Genomic DNA, 26885 nt, shown 5'->3' with positions numbered 1-26885 from the left:
AAAGAGTTCGCCCTCGCCCTGGCCTAGAATTTCTATATCGGAATTTTCAGACAAGGATTCGCCATGGACGCCACCGCTCATTTCATCCCCCTGGACCCCACGTCCCTCTTCGTCACCCTCGGCATCCTCGTCTTCGGCATGTTCATGCTGGGGATCGGCTTCACCATCCGCCATCGTCCGGTCGGTGTGTTCCTCATGTGGATCGGCGTGCTGAGCATGCTGTCGATCATCACCTACCGGATCTACATCGCGACGTCGGTCTAGCCATCCCACCCGCCTGAAAACGATCGCGGACTCTGTCCGCGATTGGCCGCCGGCCACTCCGAATTCCCGCTACCGCTGCATTGCGCGCGCGTACCCCTTGGGCGAGAAGCGCAACGTCACGCCCAACATCAGCACCACCGACACCGCCAGCAGGATCCACGAAGCCTGGAAGCTCCCGGTGCTGTCACGCAGCCAGCCGGTGACGTAGGGCACGATGCCGGTGACGATGAAGCCGATGCCCTGCACGAAGGCCGCCAGCCGACCGGCTGCGCCGGCATCGGTGAGATGATCCAGGGTCAGCGTCAGGCTCAGGGCGAAACAGGCGCCCAGGCCGTAGCCGATCATCGCCACCCAGATACCCGGCAGGTGCAGCGGCGCCGAGAGCAGCCCGATGAAGCCAGCCAGTTGAATCAGCAGGCACAGGCACAGCCAGCCGCGACGGTCCGGCGAACGGCGGATCAGCAAGGGGACGGTCAGCGCGGCGATCACCTGGAAGATGGTCATCAGGCCGATCAGTTGCCCGCTGGCCTGAGCCGTCCAGCCCAGTTGGCGGTAATACACCGGCAACCAGGCCACCATGCTGGTGTAGCCGCCGTTGATCAAGCCGAAGTACAGCGCCAGCAGCCAGGCGCGACGGCTGCCGAAATAGTGCTGCGCCTTCTGCCGGGGCGGTGCCGCCACCGGCGCCTCCCGCGGGCGGGCCACGGCCCAGAGCAGCAGGCCGACAATGGCCAGCAGCAGCCAGGCGCCGAGACCGTCCTGCCAGCGATGGAAGTGCTCCGAAACCACCGGTGCCAGGACTGCGGCGCTACCGCCGCCAGCCATCAGCGAAGCCGAGTAGAGCCCCATCGCCGAGGGCACCTTGTGCGGGAACCAGCGCTTGATCACCCCCGGCACGAACGCCTGGATCACCGCCACGCCGCAGCCCGCCAGCACCGCACTGGCAATCAGCGCGATGCCGCTGTCCAGCAGCAACCGCCAGAAGCACGCCGCGCCAATGGCCAGCAGGCCGAACACCATGCCTCGGCTCTCGCCCAGGCGCGGGCCGACCCAGGGCAGGCCCAGCGCAAACAGGCCCATGCACAGCACGGGCAGCACGGTCAGCATCGACAGGCCCTGGAAGCCCAGGCCGGTGGCATCGTGAATATCCGCGAGCAACGGGCCGATGGACGTGAGGATCGGCCGCAAGTTGATGCCCAGCGCGACGATCACCAGCAGGCCGATCCAGCCGGCGTGACTGCTGCTCTCCTCGACCGGCATGGCCATGCCCCGGCTCACGAGCGCTGCTCCTGCCAGTGCTGGTACAAGCCCTCTTCGCCATTGGGGCGCAACGGGCGCAGCGGCACCGCCTGCCATTGCGGCGGCTGGGTCATCTGCTGGTACACGGCGGAAGTCGACAGCCCGAACGGCTCGCCGTCGTCATTGGAATAGGCGAAATAGGCGCCCTCCACGCCGCACAGGTGCATGGCCGCCAGACACATCGGGCATGGGTGGCCGCTGGCGTAGATCACGCAGCCGTCCAGACGCGACATGCCCAGCACGGCCGAAGCGCGGCGGATCGCCAGCAGCTCGGCGTGGGCGGTAGGGTCGAAATCCAGGTGGATGGAATTGGCGGCGCGGGCGATCACCCGGCCATCCTTGACCAGTACGGCGCCGAACGGGCGGCCGCCGGCCTCGATGTTGTCGCGGGCCAGTTGCAGGGCCTCGCGCATGAAGACTTCGTGTGACATGGCAGTTTCCAGCAAATCAATCGGTTCAATGCGCGCCGGCGACTTCCAGCATCCTGGCGATGGTGGTCTGGTTGCGCTGGCGGGCGTGTTGCAGCGGCGTGATGCCGTCGTTGTCGGCCAGGTTCAGGTTCGCCCCGGCTTCTATGAGTTGTTTCACGATGGCCTGATGACGCGGGCCGCCGTCGCTGAGCAGGATGGCTTCGAGCAGCCCGGTCCAGCCCAGCTTGTTGACATGGTCTGGATCGACACCGGCCTTGAGCAGCGTCGCCACTACGTCCACATGGCCGCGCTCGCAGGCCGGGATCAGCGCCGTGCCGCCATAGCGGTTGGTGCTGCGCAGATCGGCGCCATGGGCCAGCGTCAGCTGGAGGATTTCCAGGCGCCCGGCAGCGCCAGCCAACAGGTAGGCGCTGTCATGGATGCGATTCTGCTGGTTGACGTCGGCACCGGCGGCGACCAGTTGGCGCGCCACGGCAACTCGGTTGTGCGCGGTGGCCAGGAGCAGCGGCGAATTGCCCTGTCCGTCGGTGACGTCCACCGGTACGCCACGCTCGAGCAACGTCGCCACATCGTGTTCGCGGCCATCGCTGGCGGCGCTGAGCAGTGCGTCGGCAGCGACGCGGCTGCGCACGTCCTCGGTCTGGATGGTTGGCATGTCCATGGGCGCTCCCCCGTGATGGCTGTCGTGCCTCGAATCACTCTCGATCAATGAGCAGTCGCAGTATGACAAAGGGATGTTCTATGCTGAAATTAAATAGAAACATGAGTTTCAGTGGGAATCACAATGCTTGACCCCAATCTGCTGCGCAGCTTCGTGATGGTGGTGGACGCCGGCAACTTCACCCGCGCTGCCGAACTGCTGCACCTGACCCAGTCCACCGTCAGCCAGCAGATCCTGCGCCTGGAGCAGAGCCTGGACTGCCGCCTGCTGGACCGTAGCCAGCGCCAGGTACTGCCGACCGAACAGGGGGAACGGCTGCTGGGCTATGCGCGGCGCATCCTCGAACTGGGCTCGGAGGCCCGCGAGGCGCTGAGCAGCGAACACAGTGAAGGCGTGCTGCGCCTGGGGATGCCGGAAGACTTCGCCGGCGAGCGGATGATGCCGCTGCTGGCGGCCTTCAGCGCCGAGCGCCCGCGGCTGCGCCTGGAGGTCTCCAGCGGTCTCAGCCAGGAGCTGTTGCGCCAGTACCGCAGCGGCGAGCTGGACCTGGCGCTGGTCAAGCAATGGGGCGCCGATGCCGATTGCCTGGCGCACTGGCCCGAACCGCTGGCCTGGCAGGACAGCGCGGCCACTCCGGCCGCCGCCCGTGATCCGCTGCCTCTGGTGGTCTTCCCGCTGGGCGCGCTGTACCGCCAGGAGATGATCCACGCCCTGGAAGCCAGCGGCCGGCGTTGGCGCATCAGCTACAGCAGCGCGAGCCTGGCCAGCCTGTCAGCGGCCGTGGCGGCCGGCATGGGCGTCAGCCTGCTGCCCCTGCGCGGGCGCCACGAAGGCCACCGCGTATTGACCGCCGAAGAGGGGTTTGCGCCCATCGAGGGGCTGGAACTGGCGCTCTACGCACGCCCGGAACTGGGCAGCGCCGGGCGCCGCCTGTGCGAACAACTGCGTGAGCTGTGTACGCAGTTGGCAGCGTTGCCAGCGGAGTACTGAGCCGCTCAGGCCGGAGCGCCGAGACGCTCGAGGAATTGCTCGGCCGGCACCGGCTTGCCGAGCAGGAAGCCCTGCAACGAATCGCATCCCAGGCGGGTGAGGAAGTTCTGCTGGCCGGAGGTTTCCACCCCTTCGGCTACGATGCGCAAATCCAGCGCCTGGCCCAGCGCGACGATGGCCGAGACGATGGCGGCGTCGTCACTGTCCTGCTCCAGGTCGCGGACGAAACCGCGATCAATCTTCAACTCGTTGGCCGGCAGGCGCTTGAGGTACAGCAGGCTGGAGTAGCCGGTACCGAAGTCGTCGATGGACAGGTCCACGCCCATCTCCGACAGTTTGCCCAGTATTTCCAGGCTGGAATCGGCGTCGCGCATCGCCGTGGTCTCGGTGATTTCCAGGGTCAGGCAGCGCGCCGGCAAGTGGTGGCGCTGCAGCGCATCGGCCACCGACTGCACCAGCGCCGCATGGCAGAACTGCAGGGCCGAGAGGTTCACCGCCACCCGCCAGCTTTCGTGGCCCTGCAGGTACCACTCGCGCATCTGCCGGCAGGCCTCGTCGAGCACCCAGTCGCCGATGGGGATGATCAACCCGGTGCGCTCGGCCAGGGCGATGAAGGTATCGGGCATCAGCAGCCCGCGTTGCGGATGCTGCCAGCGCAGCAGCGCCTCGGCACCGATGGGTTCGCCGCTGGCGGCGAACTTGGGCTGGTAATGCAGGATGAACTCGCGACGGTCCAGGGCCGCGCGCAGGTCGTGCAATAGCTGCAGATGGTTGCGCGCATTGGTGTTCATCGATTGCTCGAAGAAGCTGTAGCCGTTCTTGCCATTGCCCTTGGCGTGATACATCGCCGCGTCGGCGTTGCGCAGCAGTTCCTGCTGGCTGGCGCCGTCGCCCGGATAGAGCGCAATGCCGATGCTCGCGGCGATGCGCAGCTCCTGCCCGGCCACCTGGAACGGCTGGGCCAGCAGGTTGACCTGCTGGCTGGCGACGGTCACCGCGTCTTCGGCCTCGGCCAGTTCCACCAGCACCACGAACTCGTCGCCGCCGATGCGCGCCACGGTATCGTCGCTGCGCAGGTTGCCGCACAGGCGCAGCGCCACATCCTTGAGCAGCAGGTCGCCGACATGGTGGCCGAACGCATCATTGACCGGCTTGAAGCCATCGAGGTCGAGGAACATCAGCGCGAAGTAGCCGCCGTTGCGCTGGACCTTGCCAATCATCTGTTCGACGCGGTCTTCCAGCAGGATGCGGTTGGGCAGCCGGGTGAGGTTGTCGTGCAGGGCGAGCTGGGTCAGTTCCTGGTTGGCCTGGGCCAGCGACGAGGTGAGCTGTGCCGTGCGCGATTCCAGGCGCGCATCCAGCACTGAGGTGAGCAACGCGATGCCGATGATCGCCAGGGTCACGATGATGATCAGCAATGCCAGCCAGTCACTGTTCAGCCCGCTGGGGGCTGCGCCGCAGAAGCTGCCCTCGGGAAAGCGCGCCGCGGCCATGCCGGTGTAGTGCATGCCGACGATCGCCAGGCCCATCACCAGCGCTGCGCCACCGCGAGCCAGACGCACATAGGGGGTGTTCTGCCGCAGCTTGAAGGCGATCCACAATGCGGCGCCGGACGCCGCCACGGCGATCGCCAGGGAAAGCCCGAACAGTGCCGGGTCGTAGTCGATGCCTGGCTGCATCAGCATCGCGTACATGCCCAGGTAGTGCATGCAGCTGATCCCGGCGCCCATGGCCAGCGCCCCGCAGACCAGTTGCCAGAGCGGCAGGCGGTCCTGGCTGACCAGCGCCAGGGCGAAGCCTGAGCTGAGCACGGCGATGGCCAGCGACAGCAGGGTCAGGGTGAGGTCGTAACCCAGCGGGATCGGCAGGCTGAAAGCGAGCATGCCGATGAAGTGCATCGACCAGACGCCGATGCCCATCGCCACTCCGCCACCGCCGATCCACAGCAGCACGGGCCAGCCGCGGGTCGTCGCGATGCGCCCGGCCAGGTCCAGGGCGGTGTAGGACGCCAACATGGCGACGCACAGCGAGATCAGGACGAGGGCGGGATCGTAACTACCGGTAAGCATGGGGGCTCTCTAATGGACTCAAGCGCTGATGGCCGCACGCGGTCCATGCGCGCAAAAGTCCGGGATTCTAGCGAAAACCCCCAGGGCTCAACTACTGGCCAGTGGCCCTGCTCGTCGCCAACCGGGCAACATCGTTCTGCTTCAGGCAGCCCTGGGCCAGCCAGGGGCAGGCCCGCGCCCAGAGGAAGCCCTGCTCGCGGTTTCCCTGCGGGTCGTAGTAGGCCAGCTGCAGCCGATCCGCGCTGAAGGCCAACCGCGCGAAACCGTGCTGTTCGACGGCGAACAGGGTGCCATCGGCCGGCACACCGGGCCTGATGCCGTCGAGCGTCTGGCCGCCGCCACCGGAGACCAGCCAGGCGGGCTCGCCAGGGCGGACTATCACCTCCTGGTTGTGCTCGTGGCCGGACAGGTAGAGGTCCACCCCACTGCGCTGCATCGCCGGCAGCAACTGCTGCAACAATGCGTCGTCATCGCCGTGCTTGCCGCCACTGCTGCGGATCGCATGGTGTGCCACCACCATCTTCCACAGCGGTGCGGGCCCCGGCCGGGCGAAGGCCGCCTGCAGGAAATCTGCCTGGCGCTGGCGGCCGGCGGCATCGGCATTGGTATCCAGGAACGCGACCCGTAACAGCGGGCGCCCCTCTGCCTCGCCGAAATCGCGCGTATAGAAGGGAGCGGGCATCTGCCAGCGGCCGGAGCCCGCGCGCTGGCGGGCGTAGTCCAGTTCGACGGCGGCGGAGGCCGGGTAGTCGTGATTGCCCAGTACCGCGTAGAACGGCACATGGCTGAGCCAGCGGCCGTGGTAGACGCGTTCGAACTTGAGCTGCCAGGTCGGGTCGTCGACACCGCTCAACGCCTTGCCGTAGAAGTTGTCGCCCAGCAGCAGGACCATGTTCACCCCGCCTTCACTCTCCGCCACACGCTCCATGCCCTCGGCCACGCGCCATTGCTGCAGGTCGCCACTGCCCTGGTCGCCCAGAGCGAGCAGGGTGACCTGTGCAGGGTTCTGGCCCGGCAGGGGCGTATAGGGCGGCGGTGGAACCAGCACCATGAAGCCGGCCAGGCAGCCGACCACGACAATCAGCACCAACAAAGCCAGCAATAGATAACGCCGGCGCAAACGAGGGGCCGGGGTAACGCGGGAACCAGGCAGGCGAGCGGACATGGCGACCCCCCAGGGGAGTACCGGGTGAAGGGCGCAGTGAAACACCGAGAAGGTTAATTTCGCGTTAACGAAATGTCGCCTATACATGCAGGCTCAAACCCCCTGCCCGGGATCCGCCATGTACCAGCGCCGCCATCTACTCCTCCTGCTCGTGCTGGGCGGCCTGCTGTTTTTCTGCGCGCTGGGCAATCACCAGCTGCAGGGCTCCACCGAACCCAGGGTGGCGGGCATCGCGATGGAAATGCACCTGGATCAGGACTGGGTGACGCCGCGCCTGAACGGCCAGTCGTTCCTGGAAAAGCCGCCACTGAGCCTGTGGCTGGACGTTGCCGCCATCCAACTGTTCGGCCTGACCACCTTGTCCGTGCGGCTGGCCTCGGCATTTGCCGGGCTGTTCTGCGTGCTGTTGCTCTACGGCGCACTCCGGCGCATCGGCCGGCCCGCGACGCTCGCGCTGCTCGCCGCGCTGATGCTGATGACCCTGGCGAGTTTCTGGGCCAATGCACGCCAAGTGGGCGAAGACGCCCTGCTAACGCTGGGCGTAACCCTGGCGCTGTTGTCCTTCCTGCAGGCCTGGCTCAGGCCACCGGGGCGCACCGGGCACTGGCTGGCGTTCGCCGCGGGGATCGCGCTCTCCACCCTGAGCAAGGGCGTACTGGGCCTGGCGCTGCCGGGGGTGGTGATTTTCGCCTGCCTGCTGTGGGACAGCCTGGCGCGGCGCCGCCTGGAAATTTCCACCTGGCTGCGACCGCTGCTGTGGACACTGCCGGGCCTGCTGCCGCTGCTGGCCTGGCTGTTGTTCCTCTATCACGATGGCGGGTCTGCAGCCCTGCAGGAAATCCTCTGGACCAACAGCGTCGGCCGCTTCAGCGGCTCGTTCAGCGAAGCCGGGCATTTCGAACCCTTCTACTACTACCTGGTGCGTCTGCCGCAGGCCTTTCTGCCGTGGAACATCCTGCTCTACCTCGGGCTCTGGCACCTGCGCAAACGCCTGGCGCGGGACCGCTACCTGCTGTTCTTCTGCCTGTGGCTGGCGGCACAGTTCGCCCTGCTCAGCTTCGCCTCCAGCAAGCGCATGGTCTACCTGATGGCGCTGGCCCCGGCAGCGGCGGTGATCGCCGCCGAGTTCGGTCACCTCCTGCTAACGCGCTGGCATGCCCGGGCCTCGCAGTGGATGCGCTGTGCCGCCGTGTCCCTGGCGTTGCTGGTACCCGCCTGCTACCTGGGGTACGCGATCTGGGTCGAGCCCCGCGCCGATCTGAAGGAATCCTTCCTGCCGCTGACCGAGCAGATTCGCCAGTACCAGATGCTCGGGCGCCAGGTGGCGCTGTACCAGCCCAGCGAGCGCCTGGCCGGTGCCGGTGTGTTCTACAGCCGTAGCCTGCTGCCGGCCCTGCAGACCAGCGAGGAGCTGACGACCTTCCTCGGCCAACCCGACCAACACATCGCCCTTCTGGAAAGCCAAACCGTGCCACAGGCGCCGCTGAGCGTGCTGCAGCACTTCCGAGTGGGCGAACGCGACTACTACTTCGTCGGCCAGCAGTCCTCGAGATGATTGATCCAGGGCCGGCCGTTCCGGCTGGGACCGGCTAACCTTGCTGCATCGCCACCGTCCGCACAGGAGCCGCTTCCCTTGGCGAAGCAACCCTCGATCCTGACCTTGCCGTTCCGCCGCCTGGCCAATCCCTACACCCGTTATCGCTACGCCGCCTGGATCCATTGCGTGCGCGTCGGCCTCGCCCTGCTCGCCTCGATGCTGCTGACCAGCGCGCTGAAACTGCCACACGGACTCTGGGCCTCGGTGACAGTGCTGGTGGTGATGGGCGGGCTGGTGCACCAGGGGACGATCCGCGGCAAGTCCTACGAACGGGTGCTCGGCACTCTGGCTGGCGCGGCACTGGGTCTGTGCGTGATCGCGGTTTACGACCGCACGCGCTCGCTCACCCTCACCTACCTGGTGATGTCGGTGCTGGGCGCGGCTTCGGCCTTCTACGCGATCCGCCGTCCCGGCTACGTCGCGCTGCTGGCGGGGATCACCATGTGCATTGTCGCCGGCCCCGGCGAGACCGGCTTCACCGAAGGGTTGTGGCGCTCGGCCAACGTGTTGATCGGGGTCGCGGTGGCCCTGGTCTTCTCGCAGATCTACCCGTTGCGGGCGGTCTACGTCTGGCGCTACCTGCTTTCGGACAACCTGCGCGCCTGCGCGCAGATGTACGGACAGTTATCGTCCAACCACGACTTTACCGCCGAGCATTTCGCCCGCCAGCTGGAAGAGCTGGACCATCGACTCGTGGCTTCGCGTGCCCACCTTGGGCCAGTATCGCGGGAGACCGGCATGCCACTGCGCGAGCTGGAGATCCTCCAGCGCATCCATCGCGCCATCATGGGCACCCTGGAATCGCTGATCGCCTCGCGACAGTTCGCGGCCCAGGCCGGGGAGATAGAACCGGTGCCTGCCAGCCTCGACACGCACCGGCAGATCATCGGACGCCTGTTGCTGCAATCGGCCCACGCCCTGAAGTTCAGCCGCACCAGCAAGCTGGTCCAGGCCTGCCAGGGCCTGGACAACCTGCCGGCACGGCCGCACAACCTGACCGACTCCTTCGAGAAGCAGGGCTTCTACTGGCTGACCCTGCGCCTCTACGAACAGGTGGAGATGCTCTCGGAAAAACTCGCCAGCACCTCCGAACACTGGAACATCCAGAGCCGCGACCGGGCCTGAGCCTGGCCGCGCTGCGGTGATCAGGAGCCCATCAGGCGCCGAAGCCGCCGTCGATGGTCAGGCTGGCGCCGGTGATGTAGCCGGCTTCCGGGCCCGCCAGGTAGGCAACGAAGGCCGCGACTTCTTCTGCACGGCCATAACGGCCGACCGCCATCAGGTCCATCAGGGATGCCGCGAAGTCGCTGTCGGCCGGGTTCATGTCGGTGTCCACCGGGCCGGGCTGCACATTGTTCACGGTGATGCCGCGCGGGCCGAGGTCACGGGCCAGGCCCTTGGTCAGGCCGACGATGGCCGACTTGCTCATGGCATAGACGGCGCCGCCGCCAAAGGGCATGCGGTCGGCGTTGGTGCTGCCGATGGTGATGATGCGCCCGCCCTGCCCCATGTGCCGCGCGGCGGCCTGGGTGGCGACGAAGACGCTGCGCACGTTCACAGCCAGGGTGCGGTCGAGGTCTTCCAGGCTGAACTCTTCGACCGGAGCGATGGCCAGTACGCCGGCGTTGTTCACCAGGATGTCGATACCGCCAAAGCGCTGGGCGGCGGTGTCGATGGCCTGCTGCACGGACGCGGCATCCGCGCTGTCGGCTTGCAGCGCCAGGGCGCGCCCGCCGGCGGCTTCGATGCTGGCGGCGAGGTCTTCGGCCTTCTGCGCCGAGCTGACGTAGGTGAAGGCCACGGCAGCGCCTTCACGAGCCAGGCGCTGCACGGTGGCGGCGCCAATGCCGCGGGAGCCGCCCTGTACGAAAGCGACTTTGCCGGCGAGGGTTTGAGTGGTGGTCATTTCGTGTCTCCAGGAATCAGTGGGGGAGTAAGTTCGACAGGGCCAGTTTCGCGCTCGCACTCCTGACCCGGTAGCCAGTAATCGCTATATTCAGTCGATACCAAACGTCCGGAATACCACCCATGGAAAGCCTGATCAGTATCGAATGCTTCGTCCGCAGCGCCGAGGCCGGCAGCTTCGCCGCCGCCGCGCGACGCCTGGGGCTCACGCCGGCGGCGGTGAGCAAGAACGTGGCGCGGCTGGAGAACAACCTGGGCGTCCGGCTGTTCCAGCGTAGTACCCGCAGCCTGACCCTGACCGAATCCGGCGAGCGTTTTCTCGAGGAAGCCAGCGGCGGCCTGGCCAGCCTGCAAAGCGCCATCGCCAACCTGGCCAGCGCCGATGGCCAGCCCAGCGGGGCGCTGAAAGTCAGCATGGGACTGGTGTTCGGCCGCGACTACATCCTGCCGCTGCTGAGGGACTTCCTCGGCCGCTACCCGGCGATACGTCCGGACTGGCACTTCGACAACCGCCAGGTCGACCTCATCGCCGAAGGCTTCGACGCAGCCATCGGCGGCGGCTTCGAGCTGCCGCCCGGCGTGGTGGCGCGCAAGCTGTGCCCGGCACACCTCGTGCTGCTGGCCGCGCCCGCCTACCTCGACGGACGCCCGGCGATCCGTTACCCCTCGGACCTGCCCAGCCATGACGGCATCCGCATCCGCTCGCCGCAGACCGGCCGCGTGCGCCCCTGGCCACTGACCAACCGCCAGCAGGCCCAGGCACCGATTTCTTTGAAGGAGCGCATGACCTTCAGCGACCCGGAAGCCGCCTGCGTGGCCGCCTTGATGGGCCTGGGAGTCACCCTGGTGAGCATGCAGCACGCGGTGCCGTACCTCGATAGCGGCCGTTTGGTGCGCGTGCTGCCGGAGTGGTACGTGGACGCTGGCAACACCGCGCTCTACTACGCCGCCCAGAAGTTGCTGCCGGCGAAGACTCGGGTATTCGTCGACTACGTGATCGAGCATTTTCGCAGCCAGGGCCTGGAGCGGAAGTTCAGCGCCATCTGACCGGCGACACGGACGATCGGGATTTTCCTGACTAGCGTCAGAAATGAAATGAATTCGCGGGGTAAACGCTTGTCGATTGTTAGCAAGCTAACGTAATTTCGAATTTCTTCGATTCGACATTCGAGATGCAAGGAGAACCTGCATGAAAAAGTACGCTCTGCTCCTGGCCATGGTGTTTTCCGTCCCGGCATTCGCCGATAGCGCGCTGTGCGACGGCAACCTGCAGCAACTCAACGACTTCCTCAAGACCGCCAGCACCAACGCCACCGGCGTCAAGGTGAACGTGGTCCACGAGTACATTGCCAAGGCCGAGGAAGCGAAGAAGGCTGGCAATTACGAGGAATGCGTCAACCAGACCACCCAGGCATTGCGGGTGATCCACAAGCCCGCCAACCGCTGATCGCGGCCGGAAACGAAAAGCCCCGCCTAGGCGGGGCTTTTTCATGGGTACAACCCATTGGAATGCAATCAGCCGCAGGAGACCTGCTTCACCACCTGATTGTCATCAACGTCGATGTTCAGGCGCTGCGAGTTGTATTCCATGGTCACCGGCTGGTGCGGGGTGAGCACACGGGCGACGCTGGCGCCCGCGTCACGGCGGGCTTCCTCGGTCAGGGTCGGGGTGACGACCTTGCCGACGATCGACTGCCCCGCCTTGGCGTTGCAGGTGCCGGTCAGGGCCGGCGGATTGTCCGCCGCCGGCTGCGCGGCATCGGACGAAGCATCCTTGGAGCTGCAGCCGGCCAGGGCGGCTGCAGCCAGAAGCGCCAGCAGAGCGCGGTTCAAGGATCTGGGGTTCGAGGGCATGAATGGTCTCCCTGTTCTGTTCTAAGCGCGAAAAACCGCCACCTTACCAGCCGTGAGGCCGAGGCGGCGCGTGGATGTATTGCAAGCTGCTGCACGCAAAGCCCGTCGCAGAGCCACGCAGTGCCATTTACACAACCTTTACACCAGAGCCGTTACAAAACTCTCGGGGCAGATGTCTCATAGATACCGGGATCCTCGCCGGGTTCCTCAGGAGGTGCATCATGCTTCACCGTCTCCCCCAGATCGCCCTGCTCTGCGCTGGCCTCGCCCTCGCTGGTCAGGCCGCGGCCAACAGCAACACTGATGCCGCCGCCATCGGCGCCGTGGTCGGTGCCGTTGTCGGGGGTGCAGTGGTTGCCGGCTCGCAACCCGCGCCAGCGCCCTATTACGCTCCGCCGCCCCCGGTGGCCTACTACCCGCCGCAGCCGGTGTACTACCAACCGGCGCCGGTCTACCAACCCGTCTACCAGCCGGTCTACCGCCCGGTGGTGGTGGTTCCGGGCCCGCGTTACTACGGGCCGCCCCGCTACTATGGTCCGCCACGCTATTACGGCCCTGGCTACTACGGCCCGCCGGGACACTACCGTCACTGGTGATGGCTATTACAGACAAAAGACCCCGCCTCCTGGCGGGGTCTTTCATTCAGGCCGGCAGGCGAATGCTGCCGGCCAGTTCCTCGAACAACGTCACTACTGCCCGCAAGGCGCGGCAGTCCGGCCGGGTCAGCAGCCAGAGATGGATACTGCAGCCGGGCAGTTCCGGCTCCAGCACCTGCAAACCGTCGTCCGGGCGCAGCAGGAACGCCGGCAGCGCCGCCAACCCCAGGCCCGCGCGGCACAGGTCCAGCACCGACAGCATGCTGTTGCAGCGGTAGGCTGGCAGCACCGAGGGGTAAGCCTGGCGGCGCCAGGCGACGCTGGAGTGGTCGGGTAGAAAGTCATCCGGGGCAATCCAGCTCATTTCCTGCCAGGGACGTTCGCCCTGCTCGGCCAGGTAATCGCGATGGGCGCAGAGGACGTAATGCACCTCACCCAGCTTGCGTCCCACCAGATGCTCCGGCGGCGCATTGGTCAAACGCAGGGCGATGTCGGCATCGCGGCGACTGAGGTTGGCGAAGGCGTTGGAGGTGGTCAGCTCCAGGTTTAGTGCCGGGTAGCGTTTCATGAAGCGCGCCAGGGCAGGCAGGAGCAGGCCCTGCAGCACGGTGTCGGAGCAGGTCAGGCGCACGGTGCCACTGAGCACGTCATGCCCCTGCTCCAGCCCCAGTCGCGCCGCTTCCAGCGCCTGCTCGGCCAGTTCCGCCTGGGTCGCCAGTTGCTGTGCGGTGGCGGTCGCCAGGTAGCCGTTGCGGCCCTTCTCGAACAATGCGGTACCCAACGCCTTCTCCAGCCTGCGCACGGCACGGAATACGGTGGAAACGTCTACCTCGAGCAATTCCGAGGCACGGGCAAGGCTGCCCCCGCGCACCAGCGCCAGCACCAGGGCGAGATCGGCGTATTCCAGACGGTATTGCATCGACGCACTCCAAGGTTGCGCAACCGCCCATTTTCGATTGCGCCTGCGCAACTATAAATTGCCTCCCATGGGCCCGCCAATGGGCCACGACGCCGGGGGGAACAACAGATGGGAAAACGTCGCAAAACACTGCGGATCGGCCTGATCGGCGACCGCAACAGCCGCGTCACTGCCCACTGGGCGATACCCCTGGCCTTGCAGCAATCGCTGCTGCCGCACTCGGGCACCTTGCGCGTGGACTGGCTGGATACCCCGCGCCTCGCCGAAGGCCTGGAACTGGAAGCGTACTCGGGCTTCTGGTGCATCCCCGGCAGCCCCTACCTGAATACCGAAGGTGCCTTGCGTGCGATCCGCTTTGCCCGCGAACGCGAGGTGCCTTTCCTCGGCACCTGCGGTGGCTTCCAGCACGCCCTGCTGGAGCGCGCTCGCCATGTACTGGGCTGGAGCGACGCGGCCCATGGCGAACTGGAGCCGGAGGCAGCGCAACAGGTAGTGCATGCATTGCCCTGCTCCCTGCTGGAAGTCAGCGAGACCATTCGTCTCACGCCCGGTTCGAACCTGGCGGCCATCTATGGGCTGCCGGAGATTCGTGAAGGTTACCGCTGCAGCTACGGCGTGAACCCCGAGTTCCAGGACACCCTGTTCGGCGGCTCGCTGCGCGCCTGTGCCCACGGCGAGGACGACAGCATCCGCGCGCTGGAAGCCGCCGACCATCCGTTTTTCGTCGCCACCCTGTTCCAACCCGAGCGCAAGGCCCTGGCCGGCATCGCCGTACCGTTGGCCGAGGCGCTCCTGTCCGCCGCGTTCCGCCATCAATCCAGCCGAATCGGGAGTCCCGCATGATCGCCAGCACACCGCAACCGCCGTACTACGCCGTAACCTTCACTTCCTACCGTACCGAGTTGGACGAAGGCTACGGCGCCACGGCCGAGCGCATGCTCGAACTGGCGGCGCAGCAGGACGGTTTCCTCGGCGTAGAGTCCGCACGGGGTGCCGATGGCCTGGGCATCACTGTGTCCTACTGGCGCGACGAAGCCGCCATCCGCAGCTGGAAGCAGCAGGGTGAGCACCGCATGGCGCAGCAGGCCGGCCGCCGCGACTGGTACAGCGCCTTCCGCGTGCGCATCAGCCGGGTCGAGCGCGAGTACGGTTTCGAACGCTGAGCGACCCGTTCTGGCCCAGACACGACATGCCGGGTTCGATGCCCCGCACACATCGTCTAGGCTGGTCCCCATTCAGCAAAGGGGGACCGACGCATGCACCGACAAGCCAGTGAACTGCAGGCCGCCTACCTGGGCGAAGTCCGCGGCGAAAACTTCTTCCTCGGCCTGGCCGAGCAACTGCCGGAGGGGGCATCCTCGATGCTCCTGCTGGCGCGACTGGAGCGCCAGACCGGCCTGCGCATGGCGCGCCTGCTGCAGCGCCACGGCCTGCCGCTGGGCGATACCGCCCACGCCGCCGCCCAGGGCCGGCAACGCGCCGCCGACTGGCTCGGGCTCGACTGGACGCAGACCCTGGAGAAACTCGAAGTGCTGGTGGAGCCTTACGTCCAGCGCTACGACAGCCTGGCCGATGATGGCGACGACGATGACCGCGACATCCTCGATGAGCTCGCCGAGCACGAACATGCCCTGCTGGAATTCACCCGCCTCGCCCGCGAAGGCCAGATAAGCGCGGCCAAGGCCACCATCACCCGCCTGCTGGCCGTACCGGCCTGAGCCCGACAAGGAGCGCGTCCATGGCCCTATCGCCCTTCCACCTGGCCATCCCCGTCTACGACCTGGCGCTGGCACGGCGCTTCTATGGCGAAGTACTGGGCCTCGGCGAAGGTCGCAGTAGTGCGCAGTGGGTGGATTTCGACTTTTTCGGCCACCAGTTGGTGATCCACCAGCACCCACGCACCGCCAGCCAGGCAGCCGCGCACACCAATGCCGTGGACGGCCACGATGTGCCAGTGCCGCACTTCGGCGTGGTGCTGGACTGGGAAGACTGGGAGCGCCTGGCGCAACGCCTGCGCGAGCACGGCACGCAGTTCGTCATCGAGCCCCACGTGCGCTTCCAGGGGCAGGTGGGCGAACAGGCAACGTTCTTCTTCGACCCTTGCGGCAATGCCCTGGAGTTCAAGTCGTTCAAGGATATCGGTCAGCTGTTCGCTTCTTGACCGTTGGTCAGGCATGGAAATCGCCTTCATGCCATGTGGAAATCTCCTACATAGCACCTGACAGCCAGTTCCTAGGATAACGCCCGTCTCCACTGCATCACCCTGAGGTGACTCGACGTGCGCCCCATCCGCTGGCTTCCGTTTTACCTGTTCTGCACCCTGGGTGCGTCCATCGCCCTGGCAGATGAGTACGACGCCCCGGACTGGCGTCGCTACGAAAACGCCGCCATCGACCGGAGCTTCTCGCCCGCGGGCCACGCTTCGCGCGACGACGAGCAGCGCAGCGTGATCCATCGCCTGCAGCGCAGCGGGGAATTCTCACAGGTGCACCAACGAGGCGCCGCGGCCCTGGCCTCCCGTGCACACGACAGGGGCAGCCGGCAATTCAGCCCGGTAGACACCTCGCGCATCGTCGAGCGCGCCCACGAACTGATCGGCACGCCCTACCGCTGGGGGGGTGAAAGCGAGGAAAACGGCTTCGACTGCAGCGGTCTGCTCGTCTATCTCTACCGCAGCATCGCCAACCGCAAGCTGCCGCGCACCACCCACTCAATGATTGCCCAGCGCCAGAACGAAGTCAGCCGCGACGAACTGCAACCCGGCGATGCGGTGTTCTTCAACCACAACGGCGGCGGCAGCGCCAGCCACGTGGGCCTGTACATCGGCGACGACCGTTTCATCCACGCGCCGCGAACCGGCAAGACCATCCGCATCGACTCGCTGGACAACAGCTACTGGAGCCGCAGCTACACCACCGCGCGACGCTTCAGCGGGTAACGCGTGGCACTGCAGAACCGAGTCACTCAGGATCACCTAATCAGAAAAACCTTACGGCACTTTGCAGTATCCCCACGTTCATCCATTCAGGGAGATTCCTAAGATAGCGCCCCGTTTCGCTTACCAGTCATCTGACGTGCCCCATCATGCGCCCCCTGATTCTCCTGAGCACAGCGCTGCTGTTCGCCCTCTCCTCTCCGCTGGCCTCGGCCCGCGACGCCAAGAGCACGCCAACCCATAAAGCCAGTGCGAAGCTCGTTCACGCCGCGCACAGCAATTTGCCCAATCGCAATGTCGTTCGCCTGCACACGGGAGCCAAACGGCTACCCAGCGCCAGCCCGTACAAGGCCAGGGTGAGCACCAATTCCCGTGTGGTCACCCGTGCCCGCGAACTGATCGGCATGCCCTACCGCTGGGGCGGCACCAGCGTGGCCAGCGGCTTCGACTGCAGCGGCCTGCTGGTCTACCTGTTCCGTACCGAGGCGGACATGCAACTGCCGCGAACCACCGGTGAAATGATCGAGAGTGGCAGCAAGCGGGTCAGCCGTGGCGAGCTCAAACCCGGCGATGCGGTGTTCTTCAACCGCAACGGGCGAGGCGATGTCAACCACGTCGGGTTGTACATCGGCAACAACCTGTTCATCCACGCCCCGAGCACTGGCGAGCGAATCCGCATGGACTCACTGAACAACGACTACTGGGAACGCAGCTTCACCACCGCCCGCCGCTTCAACGGTTGACATTCAATTTCCACCACAGGACCTCCACAACAATGCCCAGCCTGCTGGTCGAAATAGTGCGCTACACCGAAGAGTGCTTTCCGGGATGGGCGGAATGTCGTCTGATCGACGCGTGCGGGCGCGACTGGCGCTTTCTCAAGCCACGGGCGCGCCTGCGTACGCCCGCCCAGGATGATCGTCTCCCGGCCATGGGCCAGATCGACTGCGAAGTGCTGGAGCGCCTGGATGGCACGGCCCTGGTCAGCACCGCCCAACCTCGTGGAATCAAGTCGCTGGATGGGGAAAACCGCTTCCGGATCCCCCTCAGCGCGCTGATCGAAGACTGACGCGGGCTCAGTCCCGCGTCGCCTGCCGTTCCTCGGCGATCTTCGCCGCATCCCAACCGCCGCCGAGCGCGGCGATCAGCTGCACGCTGGCGGTCAGACGGCTGCCGGTCAGGGTCAGCAGCGTCCTTTCGTTGGACAGTGCGCTGGTCTGGGTGGTGACCACGTTGCTGTAGTCGATGGTCCCGGCCTTGTACTGGTTGGTGGTCAGGCGCAGCGCCTCGCGGGCGGAGTCCAGCGCTTCCTGCTGCACGCCACTCTCCTCTTCCAGCACCTTGAGCTGGACCATGTAGTCCTCGACCTCGCGGAAGCTATCCAGCACGGTCTGCCGGTAGTTGGCCACCGTCTGGTCGTAGCTCGCCTCGGCCTGCTCGACCTGGGAGGCGATCAGCCCGCCGTCGAACAGTGTCATGGCGAACTGCGGGCCGATGGACCAGTAGCGGTTGGGCGTCTCGATCCAGTTCTGGAAGCTGCCGCTGCGGTAGCCGCCAGCGGCGGTGAGGGTCAGGTCGGGGAACCAGGCAGCCTTGGCCACGCCGATCTTGGCGTTGGCGGAGATCACCTGGCGCTCGGCCGAGGCCACGTCCGGGCGGCGTTGCAGTATCTCCGACGGCAGCAGCGCCGGCACATTCGGCAAGCTCGGCACCGTATCCACGGCAGCCAGGCTGAACTGCGCCGGCGGCACGCCGACCAGCACGGCAATGGCGTGCTCCAGTTGCGCACGTTGGTATTTCAGGTCGATGGCCTGGGCCTCGGTGCTTTTCAGCTGGGTGCGCGCCTGGGCGACGTCGGCCTTGGTGACGATGCCGGCGTTGTACTGGTTCTCGGTGAGCTTGAGCGAGCGCTGGTAAGCCGTGACCGTGTCGTTGAGCAGCTTGATCTGCTGGTCCATCACGCGCAGTTGCAGGTAGTTCTGGGTCAGCTGCGACTGCAGCGAAAGTCGCGAATTGGCCAGGTCCGCCGCACTGGCGTCCATGCTTGCATTGTCTGCCTCCAACTGGCGACGCAACTTGCCCCACAGGTCCAGCTCCCAGCTCACGCCGAGGCTTGCCGAGTAGCTGTTGCTGATAGAACTGCTGCCGCCGCCACTGCTGACGGTGGAACCGTCCGGCAGCCGCACGCTGCCGCCGCTGCCGGTGCCTTGCCCGGAACGGGTCTTGCCGACGTCTGCGCTGATGGTGGGGAAGAATGATGAGCGCGCTCCCTTGGCCAGCGCCTGGGCCTGGCGGTAGGACGCGACCGACTGCGCCAGCGTCTGGTTGGCGGCGACCAGGCGGGTCTGCAGGTCATTCAACGTGGCATCACCGTACAGCTCCCACCAGGCGCCGTGGTTGAAGCCGTCCTGCGGCTTCGCCAGCTGCCAGCCCTCGCCCTCCTTGAAGCTGGCGGGCACCGTCAGCTCGGGGCGCTGGTAGTCCGGGCCGATGGCGCAACCGGCCAGGGCCACGGCCAGCGCCAGGGCCGCCATCGGAGAAAGAAGGGAACGGGAGCGGATCATACGGGTGTCTCCAGGGCGCCATCGGTGCGCACGCCGCGCTTCTTGTTGACCCAATGGCGCAGGCGGTCGAGGTAGAGGTAGACGACGGGGGTGGTGTAGAGGGTCAGCAACTGACTGCCGATCAGGCCGCCAACGATGGTCATGCCCAGCGGGCGGCGCAGCGCGGCATCGCCGCCGATGCCGAAGATCAGCGGCAGCGCGCCGAGGATGGCTGCCAGGGTGGTCATCATGATCGGCCGGAAGCGCTTCATCGCCGCTTCCAGGATCGCGTCCCGCGGCGACAGGCCGAGGCTGCGCTCGGCGTCGAGGGCGAAGTCGATCATCATGATGGCGTTCTTCTTCACGATGCCGATCAGCAGGATCACCCCGATCAGCGCGATCAGCGACAGCTCGGTGCGGAACAGCATCAGCGTGAGCAGCGCGCCGACGCCTGCCGAGGGCAGCGTCGAGAGGATGGTCAGCGGATGAACATAGCTCTCGTAGAGGATGCCCAGCACGATGTACACCGACACCAGCGCCAGCAGGATCAGCCAGGGCATGTCGTTCTGCGTGTCCTGCACCGCGCCGGCGTTGCCTTCGAAGGTGGCCTGGATTTCCATCGGCAGGTGGATGGGTTCCACCGCCGCCAGGATCGCGTCGCGGGCCGGGCCGATCTGCGCGCCCTGGGCCAGATTGAAGGAGAAGGTGGTCGCGGCGAACTGGCCCTGGTGGTTGACCTCCAGCGGCGCACGGCTCGGCTCGATATGGGTGAAGGCCGACAACGGAATGCGCTCGCCCTCGCTGTTGATCACGTAGACCTGGCGCAGCTCCTCGGGCGTCTCCTGGTACGGCTGGGCGACTTCCATCACCACGTGGTACTGGTTCAGCGGGTTGAAGATGGTCGAAACCTGGCGCTGGCCATAGGAGTTGTTCAGTACCGCATCCACCTCGGCGACGTTCACCCCCAGGCTTGCCGCGCGGTCGCGGTCGATCACCAGGCGGCTCTGCACGCCCTTGTCCTGGGCGTCGCTGCTCACGTCGACGATCTGCGGCACCTTGTTCATCGCTGCCTCGACCTTCGGCGCCCACTCGCGCAGCAGGTTCAGGTCATCGCTGCGCAGGGTGAAGTCGTACTGCGCGTTGCCCTGGCGGCCGCCGATGCGCACGTCCTGGCCGGCGACCAGGAACAGGTTGGCGCCAGGCACCTGCGCCAGCTTCTTGCGCAGCCGGTTGACGATGGTTTCGGCGGAGTCGCGCTCGGTGATGTCCTTGAGGGTGACGAAGAAGGAGCCGGTGTTGCTGGACTGCCACTTGCCGCCGCCGACGAAGCCCACCACGTTCTCCACGCCCGGGTCCTCGGAGAGGATCTTGCGGAACTGCGCCATCTTCTTGTCCAGCGCCTGGAACGAGATGCTCTGGTCGGCCACCGCGAAGCCGCGCAGGCGCCCGGAATCCTGCTGCGGCAGGAAGCCCTTGGGCACCACCACGAACAGGTAGAGGTTCAGCGCGATGCAGCCGAGCATGATCACCACCATCAGCCGCGAATGCTCCAGCGCCCAGCTCAGGCTGGCGCGGTAGCGCTGCATGAAGGCGACGAAGAATCGGTTGCTCTGGCGCTCCACCGAGGCCTTCTTCGGCCCTCGCTCGACAGGCTTGAGCAGGCGCGCACAGAGCATCGGCGTCAGCGTCAGGGAGACCACCAGCGACACCAGGATTGCAGCCGCCAGCGTCACCGAAAACTCGCGGAACAGCCGCCCGGTGATGCCGCCCATGAGCAGCAGCGGGATGAACACCGCCACCAGCGACAGGGTCATCGACAGCACGGTGAAGCTCACTTCCCGTGCGCCGCGGATGGCGGCCTGGATCGGCGGGTCGCCCTCCTCGATGCGCCGGGCGATGTTCTCCACCACGACGATGGCGTCGTCCACCACGAAGCCGGTGGCGATGATCAGCGCCATCAGCGACAGGTTGTTCAGCGAGAAGCCGCACAGGTACATGACCGCGAAGGTCCCCACCAGCGACACCGGTACCGCGAGGCTGGGGATCAGCGTGGCGCGGCCGTTGCGCAGGAACAGGTAGACCACCAGGATCACCAGCACCACGGAGATGATCAGGGTCAGTTCGGCCTCTTCCAGCGAGGAGCGGATCGACGGGCTGCGGTCGTCCATCACCGACAGTTTCACCTGCGGGCCGAGCACATCCTGGATGATCGGCAACTGCTCGTGGATGGCATCGGTGGCTTCGATGATGTTCGCGCCGGGCTGCCGGGTAATGATCAGCAGCACCGCCGGCAGGTCGTCGGAGAAGCCGGCGTTGCGGATGTCCTCCACCGAATCGGTGACCTTGGCGACGTCCTTCAGGCGCACCGCCGCGCCGGTTTCGGCGTTGTAGTGGACGATCAGCGGGGCGTACTCGCTGGCCTTGCGCAGCTGGTCGTTGGAATCCACCTGCCAATGGCGCTCGCCGAACTCCAGCGAGCCCTTGGGCCCGTCGGCGTTGGTGTTGTTGATCGCGTTGCGCACGGTATCCAGCGAGATGCCGTAGTGGCTGAGCTGGTCCGGATTCACATCGACGCGCACTGCCGGCAGCGATGAGCCGCCGATGCTCACCTGGCCCACACCCTTCACCTGCGCGAGCTTGGGCGAGACGATGGTCGAGGCCAGGTCGTACATCTCGCCGCGAGTGTAGGTGTCCGAGGTCAGCGTGAGGATCATGATCGGCATGTCCGACGGGTTCGCCTTGCGGTACGTCGGGTTGTTCGGCATGCCGGTGGGCAGCAGGCTCATCGCCGCGTTGATTGCCGACTGCACCTCGCGCGCCGCGCCGTCGATGTCCTTGGACAGGTCGAACTGCACGATGATGGTGGTGTTGCCCAGGGAGCTGCTGGAGGTCATGTCGGTAACCCCGGCGATGCGTCCCAGGGAGCGCTCCAGCGGCGTCGCCACGGTGGAAGCCATGGTCTCCGGGCTGGCGCCCGGCAAGGTGGCCTGCACCATGATGGTCGGGAAGTCGACGTTGGGCAGCGGCGCTACCGGCAGCAGGCTGAACGACAGCGCGCCGGCCAGCATCAGCGCCAGGGTCAGCAGGCAGGTGGCGACCGGGCGCAGGATGAACAGGCGCGAGAGGCCGCCCATCAGGTGCGCTCCGCCGGGTCGATGCTGTTCACGTCGAGGCCGTGACGGCCACGCCAGGCTGCCCAGCGCGCGGCGAGGCGGTCGAAGTACAGGTAGATCACCGGCGTGGTGAACAGTGTCAGCAGTTGGCTGACCAGCAGGCCGCCGACCATGGTGATGCCCAGCGGCTGGCGCAGTTCGGCGCCAGCGCCGCCGGCGAGCATCAGCGGCAGTGCGCCGAGCAGCGCGGCCATGGTGGTCATCAGGATCGGCCGGAAGCGCAGCAGGCACGCCTGGTAGATCGCTTCATGGGGCGGCTTGCCCTCGTTGCGTTCGGCGTCCAGGGCGAAGTCGATCATCATGATCGCGTTCTTCTTGACGATGCCGATCAGCAGGATGATGCCAATGATCGCGACGATGCCGATGTCCTGGCCCGACAGCATCAGCGCCAGCAGCGCGCCCACGCCCGCCGAGGGCAGCGTGGAAAGGATGGTCACCGGGTGGATGAAGCTCTCGTAGAGGATGCCCAGCACGATGTACATGGTGACGATGGACGCCAGCACCAGCAGCAGGGTGTTGGACAGCGAGGCCTCGAACGCCTGCGCTGCGCCACGGAAGCTGCCCTGCAGGCTGACGGGCATTTCCATCTGCGCCTCGACGTCGCGGATCGCCTGCACCGCCTCACCCAGGGCGACGCCCTTAGCCAGGTTGAAGGAGATGGTCGCCGCCGGGAACTGGGCGATGTGGTTGACCGCCAGCAGGGTGTGGCGCTCCTCCACCTTGGCCAGGCTCGACAGGCGCACCTGGGTGCCGTCGCTGGATGGCACGTAGAGGTTCTCCAGCGACTGCGGGCCGATCTGGAACTCCGGCGCCACTTCCAGCACTACGCGGTACTGCGTGGCCTGGGTGAAGATGGTGGAGATCAGCCGCTGGCCGAAGGCGTTGTACAGCACGCTGTCGATGTTCGACAGGCTCACGCCCAGGCGCGAGGCGGTGTCGCGATCGATGTTGATATAGGCCTGCAGTCCCTTGTCCTGCCAGTCGGTGGCCACGTCGGCCAGCTCCGGCAATTGCTGCAGGCGATCCACCAGGCGTGGCACCCAGTCGGCGAGGACGTCCGGGTCGGCATCCTGCAGGGTGAACTGGTACTGCGTCCGGGCGATGCGGTCCTCAATGGTCAGGTCCTGCACCGGCTGCATGTACAGCTTGATGCCGGTGATCTGGTCCAGTTCCGGCTGCAGGCGGTGGATCACCTCGCTGGCGGTCACGTCGCGGTCGGCGTGGGGCTTGAGGTTGATCAGCAGGCGCCCGGTGTTGAGCGTGGCGTTGGTGCCGTCGACGCCGATGAAGGACGACAGGCTTTCCACCGCCGGGTCCTGCAGCACGATCTTCGCCAGCTCCTGCTGGCGGCCCGCCATGGCCTGGAAGGAAATCGACTGCGGCGCTTCGGCGATGCCCTGGATCACACCGGTGTCCTGGATCGGGAAGAAGCCCTTGGGCATGAAGATATACAGCAGCGCGGTGAGTACCACGGTGGCAATGGCTACCAGCAGGGTCAGCGGCTGGTGACGCAGCACCACACGCAGGGCCGCCGCGTAGCGCTCGATCAGGTTGTCGATGAAGCGCCCGGCGGCGCGGGCGAAGCGCCCTTCCTTCTCCGGCTCGACGTGACGCAGCAGCTTGGCGCTGAGCATCGGCGTCAGGGTCAGGGAAACGAAGCCCGATATGAGAATCGCCACTGCCAGGGTGATGGCGAATTCGCGGAACAATCGGCCGGCCACATCGCCCATGAACAGCAGCGGGATCAGCACGGCGATCAGCGAGAAGGTCAGCGAGATGATGGTGAAGCCGATCTGCTTCGAACCCTTGAGCGCGGCTTCCAGCGGCGGGTCGCCCTGCTCCAGGTAGCGGGCGATGTTCTCCACCATGACGATGGCGTCGTCCACCACGAAGCCGGTGGCGATGGTCAGTGCCATCAGCGTCAGGTTGTTGATCGAGAAGCCGGCCAGGTACATCACGCCGAAGGTGCCGATCAGCGACAGCGGCACGGCGAAGCTGGGGATCAGCGTCGCGGAGATATTGCGCAGGAACAGGAAGGTGACCATCACCACCAGGCAGACGGCGAGGAACAGCTCGAACTGCACGTCCGCCACCGAAGCACGGATGGTCGTGGTGCGGTCGGTCAGCACCGACACTTCGAGGCTGCCAGGCAGGGTTGCCTGCAGTTGCGGGAGCATCTTCTTGATGCTGTCCACCACCTCGATGACGTTGGCGCCCGGCTGGCGCTGGATGTTCAGCACCACGGCCGGCGAGGTGTTGGCCCAGGCAGCCAGGCGCACGTTCTCGGCGTCGTCCTCCACGCTCGCCACGTCACGCACGCGCAGTGGCGAGCCGTTCTTGTAGGCGATGATCAGGTCGCGGTAGGCGTCGGCGGACTTGAGCTGGTCGTTGGCGTCCAGGGTCGAGGAACGGGTCGGGCCGTCGAAGCTGCCCTTGGGGCCGTTGAGGTTGTTGTTGGTGACGGTGGTCTGCAGGTCCTGCAGGCTCAGGCCGGCTGCCGCCAGCGCGCCGGGGTTGGCGCGGATGCGCACGGCGGGGCGCTGGCCGCCGCTGATGCTGACCAGGCCGACGCCGGAAATCTGCGAAATCTTCTGCGCAAGGCGCGTGTCCACGAGGTCCTGGATCTGTGGCAGAGGCATGTCCGGGGACATCACCGCCAGCGTCAGGATCGGCGCATCCGCCGGGTTCACCTTGCTGTACACCGGCTGGTTCGGCAGGTCCTTGGGCAGCAGGCTCTGCGCGGTGTTGATCGCCGCCTGGACTTCCTGCTCGGCCACATCCAGGTTGATCTGCAGGCTGAACTGCAGAGTGATCACCGAAGCACCGCCGGAGCTGGTGGAGGACATCTCGTTGAGGCCGGGAATCTGCCCCAGCTGGTTCTCCAGCGGCGCGGTCACCGAGGAGGTCATGATGTCCGGACTGGCGCCGGGGTAAAGGGTCACCACCTGGATGGTCGGGTAATCCACCTCCGGCAGCGCCGAGATCGGCAGGAACCGGTAGGCGATGATCCCCGACAGCAGGATCGCCACCATCAGGAGCGTGGTGGCGACCGGCCGCAGGATGAACAGGCGGGACGGGTTCATTCGCTCTTACCGCTGTCCTGGACCGGAGTATCCGAGCCGAACGGCTTGGCGGTGGACTTGTCGGCTTCCTCTCCCGCAGCGGCACGGGCCTTCTCGGCAGAGGCGGCGATGGTCATGCGGGTGCCTTCGCGCAGGCGGTCGGTGCCTTCGACGACGACACGGTCACCTTCTTTAAGACCCTCGGTAACCACCACGCGCTCGCTCTCGCTGGTGCCCAGGGTGACCAGTTGGCGCTTGGCCTTGTTCTCCTCGCCCACAAGGTACACGTAGGTGCCGTCGTTGCCGCGCTGCACGGCGTTGGCCGGGATGGTCAGCACGCCCGGCAGGGTCTCGGCGAGCAGGCGCACGTTGACGAACTGGTTGGGGAACAGCTTGTGGTCGTCGTTCTCGAAACCGGCCTTGAGCTTGACCGTGCCGGTGGTGGTGTCGATCTGGTTGTCCAGGGTCTTCAGTACACCGGTAGCGAGGGTCTGGTTCTGGTTGCGGTCCAGCGCTTCCACCGGCACCGGCTTGCCGCTGTAGAGTTCGCGGGCGACGGTGCCCAGTTGCTGCTGGGGCAGGCTGAAGACCACGGAGATCGGCTTGACCTGGGTGATGACCACCAGCGGCGTGGTGTCGCCGGAAGTGACCAGGTTACCCACGTCCACCTGGCGCAGGCCGACGCGGCCGGCGATGGGCGCGCGCACCTGGGTGAATTCGAGGCTGAGCTTGGCGTCGGCGACCTGGCCCTGGTTGGTCTTCAGGGTGCCCTCGTACTGGCGCACCTGGGCTTCCTGGGTGTCCAGGGTCTGCTTGGCGATGGAATCCTCGGCGTACAGGCCCTTGTAGCGGGCAAGGTCGATCTGCGCGTTCTTCAGTTGCGCCTGGTTCTGCAGCAGGGTGCCCTGGGCCTGGTCCAGCGCGGCCTGGAACGGACGCGGGTCGATCACCGCGAGCACATCGCCGGCCTTCACTTCCTGACCTTCCTGGAACGGTACCTTGACCAGTTGGCCGCTGACCCGCGCGCGCACGTTGACGGTGTTGTAGGCGGTCACCGTGCCCAATGCATGGTAGTGAACCGGCAGGTCGCCCTTGACCACCGGCGCGACGCTGACGGTCACCGCCGTACCGCCCTGCCCCGTGGCCATCTGCCCCGGCCCCGGCCGGCCGCCGCGCCCGCCCTGGGCCGCCGGTGCGCCAGTGGAGGTCGAGTGCAGCCACATGATCAGCCCCACCACGGCGGCGAACAGCAGTGCCGTGATAAGCCAGGGGCGCAGTTTGCGGAGTTTGGAGGGCGATCCGTTGCTTGCAGTCATGGGGCTCTGTCTTGTTGAAAAGAGGGCTTCACGCAAAAAAGTGAGAATAGCGAGGCTGAACGATAAGCACAGCCGCGTCGCAGGCAAAGTCTCTTTACCCGCTATT

General features: G+C 66.2%; 26 protein-coding genes. 14 read left to right on the top strand and 12 right to left on the bottom strand.

The features are described 5' to 3' along the window. Positions 1-63: 63 nt before the first annotated feature. Positions 64-264 carry a hypothetical protein gene (locus tag RS899_RS09155; protein ID WP_054910135.1) on the top strand — a complete coding sequence of 67 codons (201 nt, stop codon included), beginning with the start codon at positions 64-66 and terminating at the stop codon, positions 262-264. Between the two features lie 69 nt (positions 265-333). Here the strand turns inward: RS899_RS09155 and RS899_RS09150 are convergent, their stop codons facing one another. Genes RS899_RS09150 through RS899_RS09140 form a run of 3 tightly spaced genes read right to left on the bottom strand, consistent with a single transcriptional unit; the run spans position 334 to position 2655 of the window. Continuing rightward, complete coding sequence (locus tag RS899_RS09150) at positions 334-1542, bottom strand: CynX/NimT family MFS transporter (protein ID WP_409978051.1); 1209 nt, start codon at positions 1540-1542, stop codon at positions 334-336. Then, complete coding sequence (locus RS899_RS09145; protein WP_054910134.1) at positions 1539-1994, bottom strand: nucleoside deaminase; 456 nt, start codon at positions 1992-1994, stop codon at positions 1539-1541. Before RS899_RS09145 ends, RS899_RS09150 begins: the two co-directional genes overlap by 4 nt. 25 nt (positions 1995-2019) lie before the next feature. Then, complete coding sequence (locus RS899_RS09140; RefSeq protein ID WP_315809683.1) at positions 2020-2655, bottom strand: ankyrin repeat domain-containing protein; 636 nt, start codon at positions 2653-2655, stop codon at positions 2020-2022. 123 nt (positions 2656-2778) lie between these two features. Here RS899_RS09140 and RS899_RS09135 point away from each other — a divergent pair, with 123 nt between their 5' ends. Beyond that, the gene (locus RS899_RS09135; protein ID WP_054910132.1) at positions 2779-3645 is read left to right on the top strand and encodes a LysR substrate-binding domain-containing protein; all 867 of its coding nucleotides are present in this window, start codon (positions 2779-2781) and stop codon (positions 3643-3645) included. Between the two features lie 5 nt (positions 3646-3650). Here RS899_RS09135 and RS899_RS09130 read toward each other — a convergent pair whose 3' ends face one another. Together RS899_RS09130 and RS899_RS09125 are read right to left on the bottom strand one after the other, a co-directional pair. Next, a complete protein-coding gene (locus RS899_RS09130) occupies positions 3651-5714 on the bottom strand; it encodes a putative bifunctional diguanylate cyclase/phosphodiesterase (RefSeq protein ID WP_233298707.1) in 2064 nt (687 codons plus the stop codon). A 91-nt stretch (positions 5715-5805) separates the two neighbouring features. Then, positions 5806-6879, bottom strand: a complete 1074-nt coding sequence (locus tag RS899_RS09125; RefSeq protein WP_315809682.1) for a metallophosphoesterase — start codon at positions 6877-6879, stop codon at positions 5806-5808. Between the two features lie 118 nt (positions 6880-6997). Between RS899_RS09125 and RS899_RS09120 the strand changes: the two genes are divergently transcribed. Continuing rightward, positions 6998-8434 carry an ArnT family glycosyltransferase gene (locus tag RS899_RS09120; RefSeq protein ID WP_315809681.1) on the top strand — a complete coding sequence of 479 codons (1437 nt, stop codon included), beginning with the start codon at positions 6998-7000 and terminating at the stop codon, positions 8432-8434. A gap of 78 nt (positions 8435-8512) precedes the next feature. Then, the gene (locus RS899_RS09115) at positions 8513-9601 is read left to right on the top strand and encodes an FUSC family protein (protein WP_054908945.1); all 1089 of its coding nucleotides are present in this window, start codon (positions 8513-8515) and stop codon (positions 9599-9601) included. Positions 9602-9632: 31 nt separating this feature from the next. Here the strand turns inward: RS899_RS09115 and RS899_RS09110 are convergent, their stop codons facing one another. Then, positions 9633-10382, bottom strand: coding sequence for a 3-oxoacyl-ACP reductase family protein (locus RS899_RS09110; RefSeq protein ID WP_233298724.1), 750 nt, complete (start codon positions 10380-10382; stop codon positions 9633-9635). 122 nt (positions 10383-10504) lie between these two features. Here RS899_RS09110 and RS899_RS09105 point away from each other — a divergent pair, with 122 nt between their 5' ends. After that, the gene (locus RS899_RS09105) at positions 10505-11428 is read left to right on the top strand and encodes a LysR family transcriptional regulator (RefSeq protein ID WP_315809680.1); all 924 of its coding nucleotides are present in this window, start codon (positions 10505-10507) and stop codon (positions 11426-11428) included. A gap of 142 nt (positions 11429-11570) precedes the next feature. After that, positions 11571-11828, top strand: a complete 258-nt coding sequence (locus RS899_RS09100) for a hypothetical protein (RefSeq protein WP_054908942.1) — start codon at positions 11571-11573, stop codon at positions 11826-11828. Between the two features lie 68 nt (positions 11829-11896). Here the strand turns inward: RS899_RS09100 and RS899_RS09095 are convergent, their stop codons facing one another. Further along, on the bottom strand, positions 11897-12235 hold the full coding sequence (locus tag RS899_RS09095) for an I78 family peptidase inhibitor (RefSeq protein ID WP_315809679.1): 339 nt from the start codon (positions 12233-12235) through the stop codon (positions 11897-11899). 221 nt (positions 12236-12456) lie between these two features. On the opposite strand from RS899_RS09095, the gene RS899_RS09090 reads away from it, so the two are divergent. Beyond that, positions 12457-12831, top strand: coding sequence for a hypothetical protein (locus RS899_RS09090; RefSeq protein ID WP_024762291.1), 375 nt, complete (start codon positions 12457-12459; stop codon positions 12829-12831). Positions 12832-12877: 46 nt separating this feature from the next. Here RS899_RS09090 and RS899_RS09085 read toward each other — a convergent pair whose 3' ends face one another. Then, a complete protein-coding gene (locus tag RS899_RS09085; protein ID WP_024762292.1) occupies positions 12878-13750 on the bottom strand; it encodes a LysR family transcriptional regulator in 873 nt (290 codons plus the stop codon). A gap of 108 nt (positions 13751-13858) precedes the next feature. Between RS899_RS09085 and RS899_RS09080 the strand changes: the two genes are divergently transcribed. The 7 genes from RS899_RS09080 (at position 13859) to RS899_RS09050 (ending at position 17754) form a co-directional block, all read left to right on the top strand. Beyond that, positions 13859-14593, top strand: a complete 735-nt coding sequence (locus tag RS899_RS09080; protein ID WP_315809678.1) for a CTP synthase C-terminal region-related (seleno)protein — start codon at positions 13859-13861, stop codon at positions 14591-14593. Continuing rightward, positions 14590-14913, top strand: coding sequence for an antibiotic biosynthesis monooxygenase family protein (locus RS899_RS09075; protein WP_054908939.1), 324 nt, complete (start codon positions 14590-14592; stop codon positions 14911-14913). The genes RS899_RS09080 and RS899_RS09075 overlap by 4 nt, the downstream gene beginning before the upstream one ends. Positions 14914-15006: 93 nt before the next feature. After that, positions 15007-15468: a hypothetical protein gene (locus RS899_RS09070; RefSeq protein ID WP_054908938.1), complete on the top strand. Its 462-nt coding sequence runs from the start codon at positions 15007-15009 to the stop codon at positions 15466-15468. A gap of 20 nt (positions 15469-15488) precedes the next feature. Further along, on the top strand, positions 15489-15911 hold the full coding sequence (locus RS899_RS09065) for a VOC family protein (RefSeq protein ID WP_315809677.1): 423 nt from the start codon (positions 15489-15491) through the stop codon (positions 15909-15911). A gap of 117 nt (positions 15912-16028) precedes the next feature. Continuing rightward, positions 16029-16688, top strand: a complete 660-nt coding sequence (locus RS899_RS09060) for a C40 family peptidase (RefSeq protein ID WP_315809676.1) — start codon at positions 16029-16031, stop codon at positions 16686-16688. A 146-nt stretch (positions 16689-16834) separates the two neighbouring features. After that, positions 16835-17428 carry a C40 family peptidase gene (locus tag RS899_RS09055; protein WP_315809675.1) on the top strand — a complete coding sequence of 198 codons (594 nt, stop codon included), beginning with the start codon at positions 16835-16837 and terminating at the stop codon, positions 17426-17428. Positions 17429-17460: 32 nt separating this feature from the next. After that, positions 17461-17754, top strand: a complete 294-nt coding sequence (locus RS899_RS09050; RefSeq protein WP_054908934.1) for a hypothetical protein — start codon at positions 17461-17463, stop codon at positions 17752-17754. 7 nt (positions 17755-17761) lie between these two features. Here the strand turns inward: RS899_RS09050 and RS899_RS09045 are convergent, their stop codons facing one another. Genes RS899_RS09045 through RS899_RS09030 form a run of 4 tightly spaced genes read right to left on the bottom strand, consistent with a single transcriptional unit; the run spans position 17762 to position 26779 of the window. Continuing rightward, the gene (locus RS899_RS09045) at positions 17762-19219 is read right to left on the bottom strand and encodes an efflux transporter outer membrane subunit (RefSeq protein ID WP_409978077.1); all 1458 of its coding nucleotides are present in this window, start codon (positions 19217-19219) and stop codon (positions 17762-17764) included. A gap of 26 nt (positions 19220-19245) precedes the next feature. Further along, entirely contained in the window at positions 19246-22362 is a 3117-nt protein-coding gene (locus RS899_RS09040; protein ID WP_054908932.1) for a multidrug efflux RND transporter permease subunit, read from the bottom strand. Next, a complete protein-coding gene (locus RS899_RS09035; RefSeq protein ID WP_054908931.1) occupies positions 22362-25484 on the bottom strand; it encodes an MdtB/MuxB family multidrug efflux RND transporter permease subunit in 3123 nt (1040 codons plus the stop codon). The genes RS899_RS09040 and RS899_RS09035 overlap by 1 nt, the downstream gene beginning before the upstream one ends. Next, a complete protein-coding gene (locus tag RS899_RS09030) occupies positions 25481-26779 on the bottom strand; it encodes an MdtA/MuxA family multidrug efflux RND transporter periplasmic adaptor subunit (RefSeq protein ID WP_315809673.1) in 1299 nt (432 codons plus the stop codon). Before RS899_RS09030 ends, RS899_RS09035 begins: the two co-directional genes overlap by 4 nt. Positions 26780-26885: the final 106 nt, after the last annotated feature.

The sequence above is a fragment of the Pseudomonas sp. C9-3 genome, assembly GCF_032392015.1.
GTDB lineage: Bacteria > Pseudomonadota > Gammaproteobacteria > Pseudomonadales > Pseudomonadaceae > Pseudomonas > Pseudomonas nitroreducens.
Note: the sequence above shows the minus strand (reverse complement) of the source record. Positions and strands in the feature narration are given on the sequence as shown.

What these genes read in the sequence shown, in the direction of transcription:
- RS899_RS09155 (WP_054910135.1), top strand. Translation starts at nt 64, where the DNA reads ATGGACGCCACCGCTCATTTCATCCCCCTGGACCCCACGTCCCTCTTC.
- RS899_RS09145 (WP_054910134.1), bottom strand. Translation starts at nt 1,994, where the DNA reads ATGTCACACGAAGTCTTCATGCGCGAGGCCCTGCAACTGGCCCGCGAC.
- RS899_RS09140 (WP_315809683.1), bottom strand. Translation starts at nt 2,655, where the DNA reads ATGGACATGCCAACCATCCAGACCGAGGACGTGCGCAGCCGCGTCGCT.
- RS899_RS09135 (WP_054910132.1), top strand. Translation starts at nt 2,779, where the DNA reads ATGCTTGACCCCAATCTGCTGCGCAGCTTCGTGATGGTGGTGGACGCC.
- RS899_RS09130 (WP_233298707.1), bottom strand. Translation starts at nt 5,714, where the DNA reads ATGCTTACCGGTAGTTACGATCCCGCCCTCGTCCTGATCTCGCTGTGC.
- RS899_RS09125 (WP_315809682.1), bottom strand. Translation starts at nt 6,879, where the DNA reads ATGTCCGCTCGCCTGCCTGGTTCCCGCGTTACCCCGGCCCCTCGTTTG.
- RS899_RS09120 (WP_315809681.1), top strand. Translation starts at nt 6,998, where the DNA reads ATGTACCAGCGCCGCCATCTACTCCTCCTGCTCGTGCTGGGCGGCCTG.
- RS899_RS09110 (WP_233298724.1), bottom strand. Translation starts at nt 10,382, where the DNA reads ATGACCACCACTCAAACCCTCGCCGGCAAAGTCGCTTTCGTACAGGGC.
- RS899_RS09105 (WP_315809680.1), top strand. Translation starts at nt 10,505, where the DNA reads ATGGAAAGCCTGATCAGTATCGAATGCTTCGTCCGCAGCGCCGAGGCC.
- RS899_RS09100 (WP_054908942.1), top strand. Translation starts at nt 11,571, where the DNA reads ATGAAAAAGTACGCTCTGCTCCTGGCCATGGTGTTTTCCGTCCCGGCA.
- RS899_RS09095 (WP_315809679.1), bottom strand. Translation starts at nt 12,235, where the DNA reads ATGCCCTCGAACCCCAGATCCTTGAACCGCGCTCTGCTGGCGCTTCTG.
- RS899_RS09090 (WP_024762291.1), top strand. Translation starts at nt 12,457, where the DNA reads ATGCTTCACCGTCTCCCCCAGATCGCCCTGCTCTGCGCTGGCCTCGCC.
- RS899_RS09085 (WP_024762292.1), bottom strand. Translation starts at nt 13,750, where the DNA reads ATGCAATACCGTCTGGAATACGCCGATCTCGCCCTGGTGCTGGCGCTG.
- RS899_RS09080 (WP_315809678.1), top strand. Translation starts at nt 13,859, where the DNA reads ATGGGAAAACGTCGCAAAACACTGCGGATCGGCCTGATCGGCGACCGC.
- RS899_RS09075 (WP_054908939.1), top strand. Translation starts at nt 14,590, where the DNA reads ATGATCGCCAGCACACCGCAACCGCCGTACTACGCCGTAACCTTCACT.
- RS899_RS09070 (WP_054908938.1), top strand. Translation starts at nt 15,007, where the DNA reads ATGCACCGACAAGCCAGTGAACTGCAGGCCGCCTACCTGGGCGAAGTC.
- RS899_RS09065 (WP_315809677.1), top strand. Translation starts at nt 15,489, where the DNA reads ATGGCCCTATCGCCCTTCCACCTGGCCATCCCCGTCTACGACCTGGCG.
- RS899_RS09055 (WP_315809675.1), top strand. Translation starts at nt 16,835, where the DNA reads ATGCGCCCCCTGATTCTCCTGAGCACAGCGCTGCTGTTCGCCCTCTCC.
- RS899_RS09050 (WP_054908934.1), top strand. Translation starts at nt 17,461, where the DNA reads ATGCCCAGCCTGCTGGTCGAAATAGTGCGCTACACCGAAGAGTGCTTT.
- RS899_RS09045 (WP_409978077.1), bottom strand. Translation starts at nt 19,219, where the DNA reads ATGGCGGCCCTGGCGCTGGCCGTGGCCCTGGCCGGTTGCGCCATCGGC.
- RS899_RS09040 (WP_054908932.1), bottom strand. Translation starts at nt 22,362, where the DNA reads ATGGGCGGCCTCTCGCGCCTGTTCATCCTGCGCCCGGTCGCCACCTGC.
- RS899_RS09035 (WP_054908931.1), bottom strand. Translation starts at nt 25,484, where the DNA reads ATGAACCCGTCCCGCCTGTTCATCCTGCGGCCGGTCGCCACCACGCTC.
- RS899_RS09030 (WP_315809673.1), bottom strand. Translation starts at nt 26,779, where the DNA reads ATGACTGCAAGCAACGGATCGCCCTCCAAACTCCGCAAACTGCGCCCC.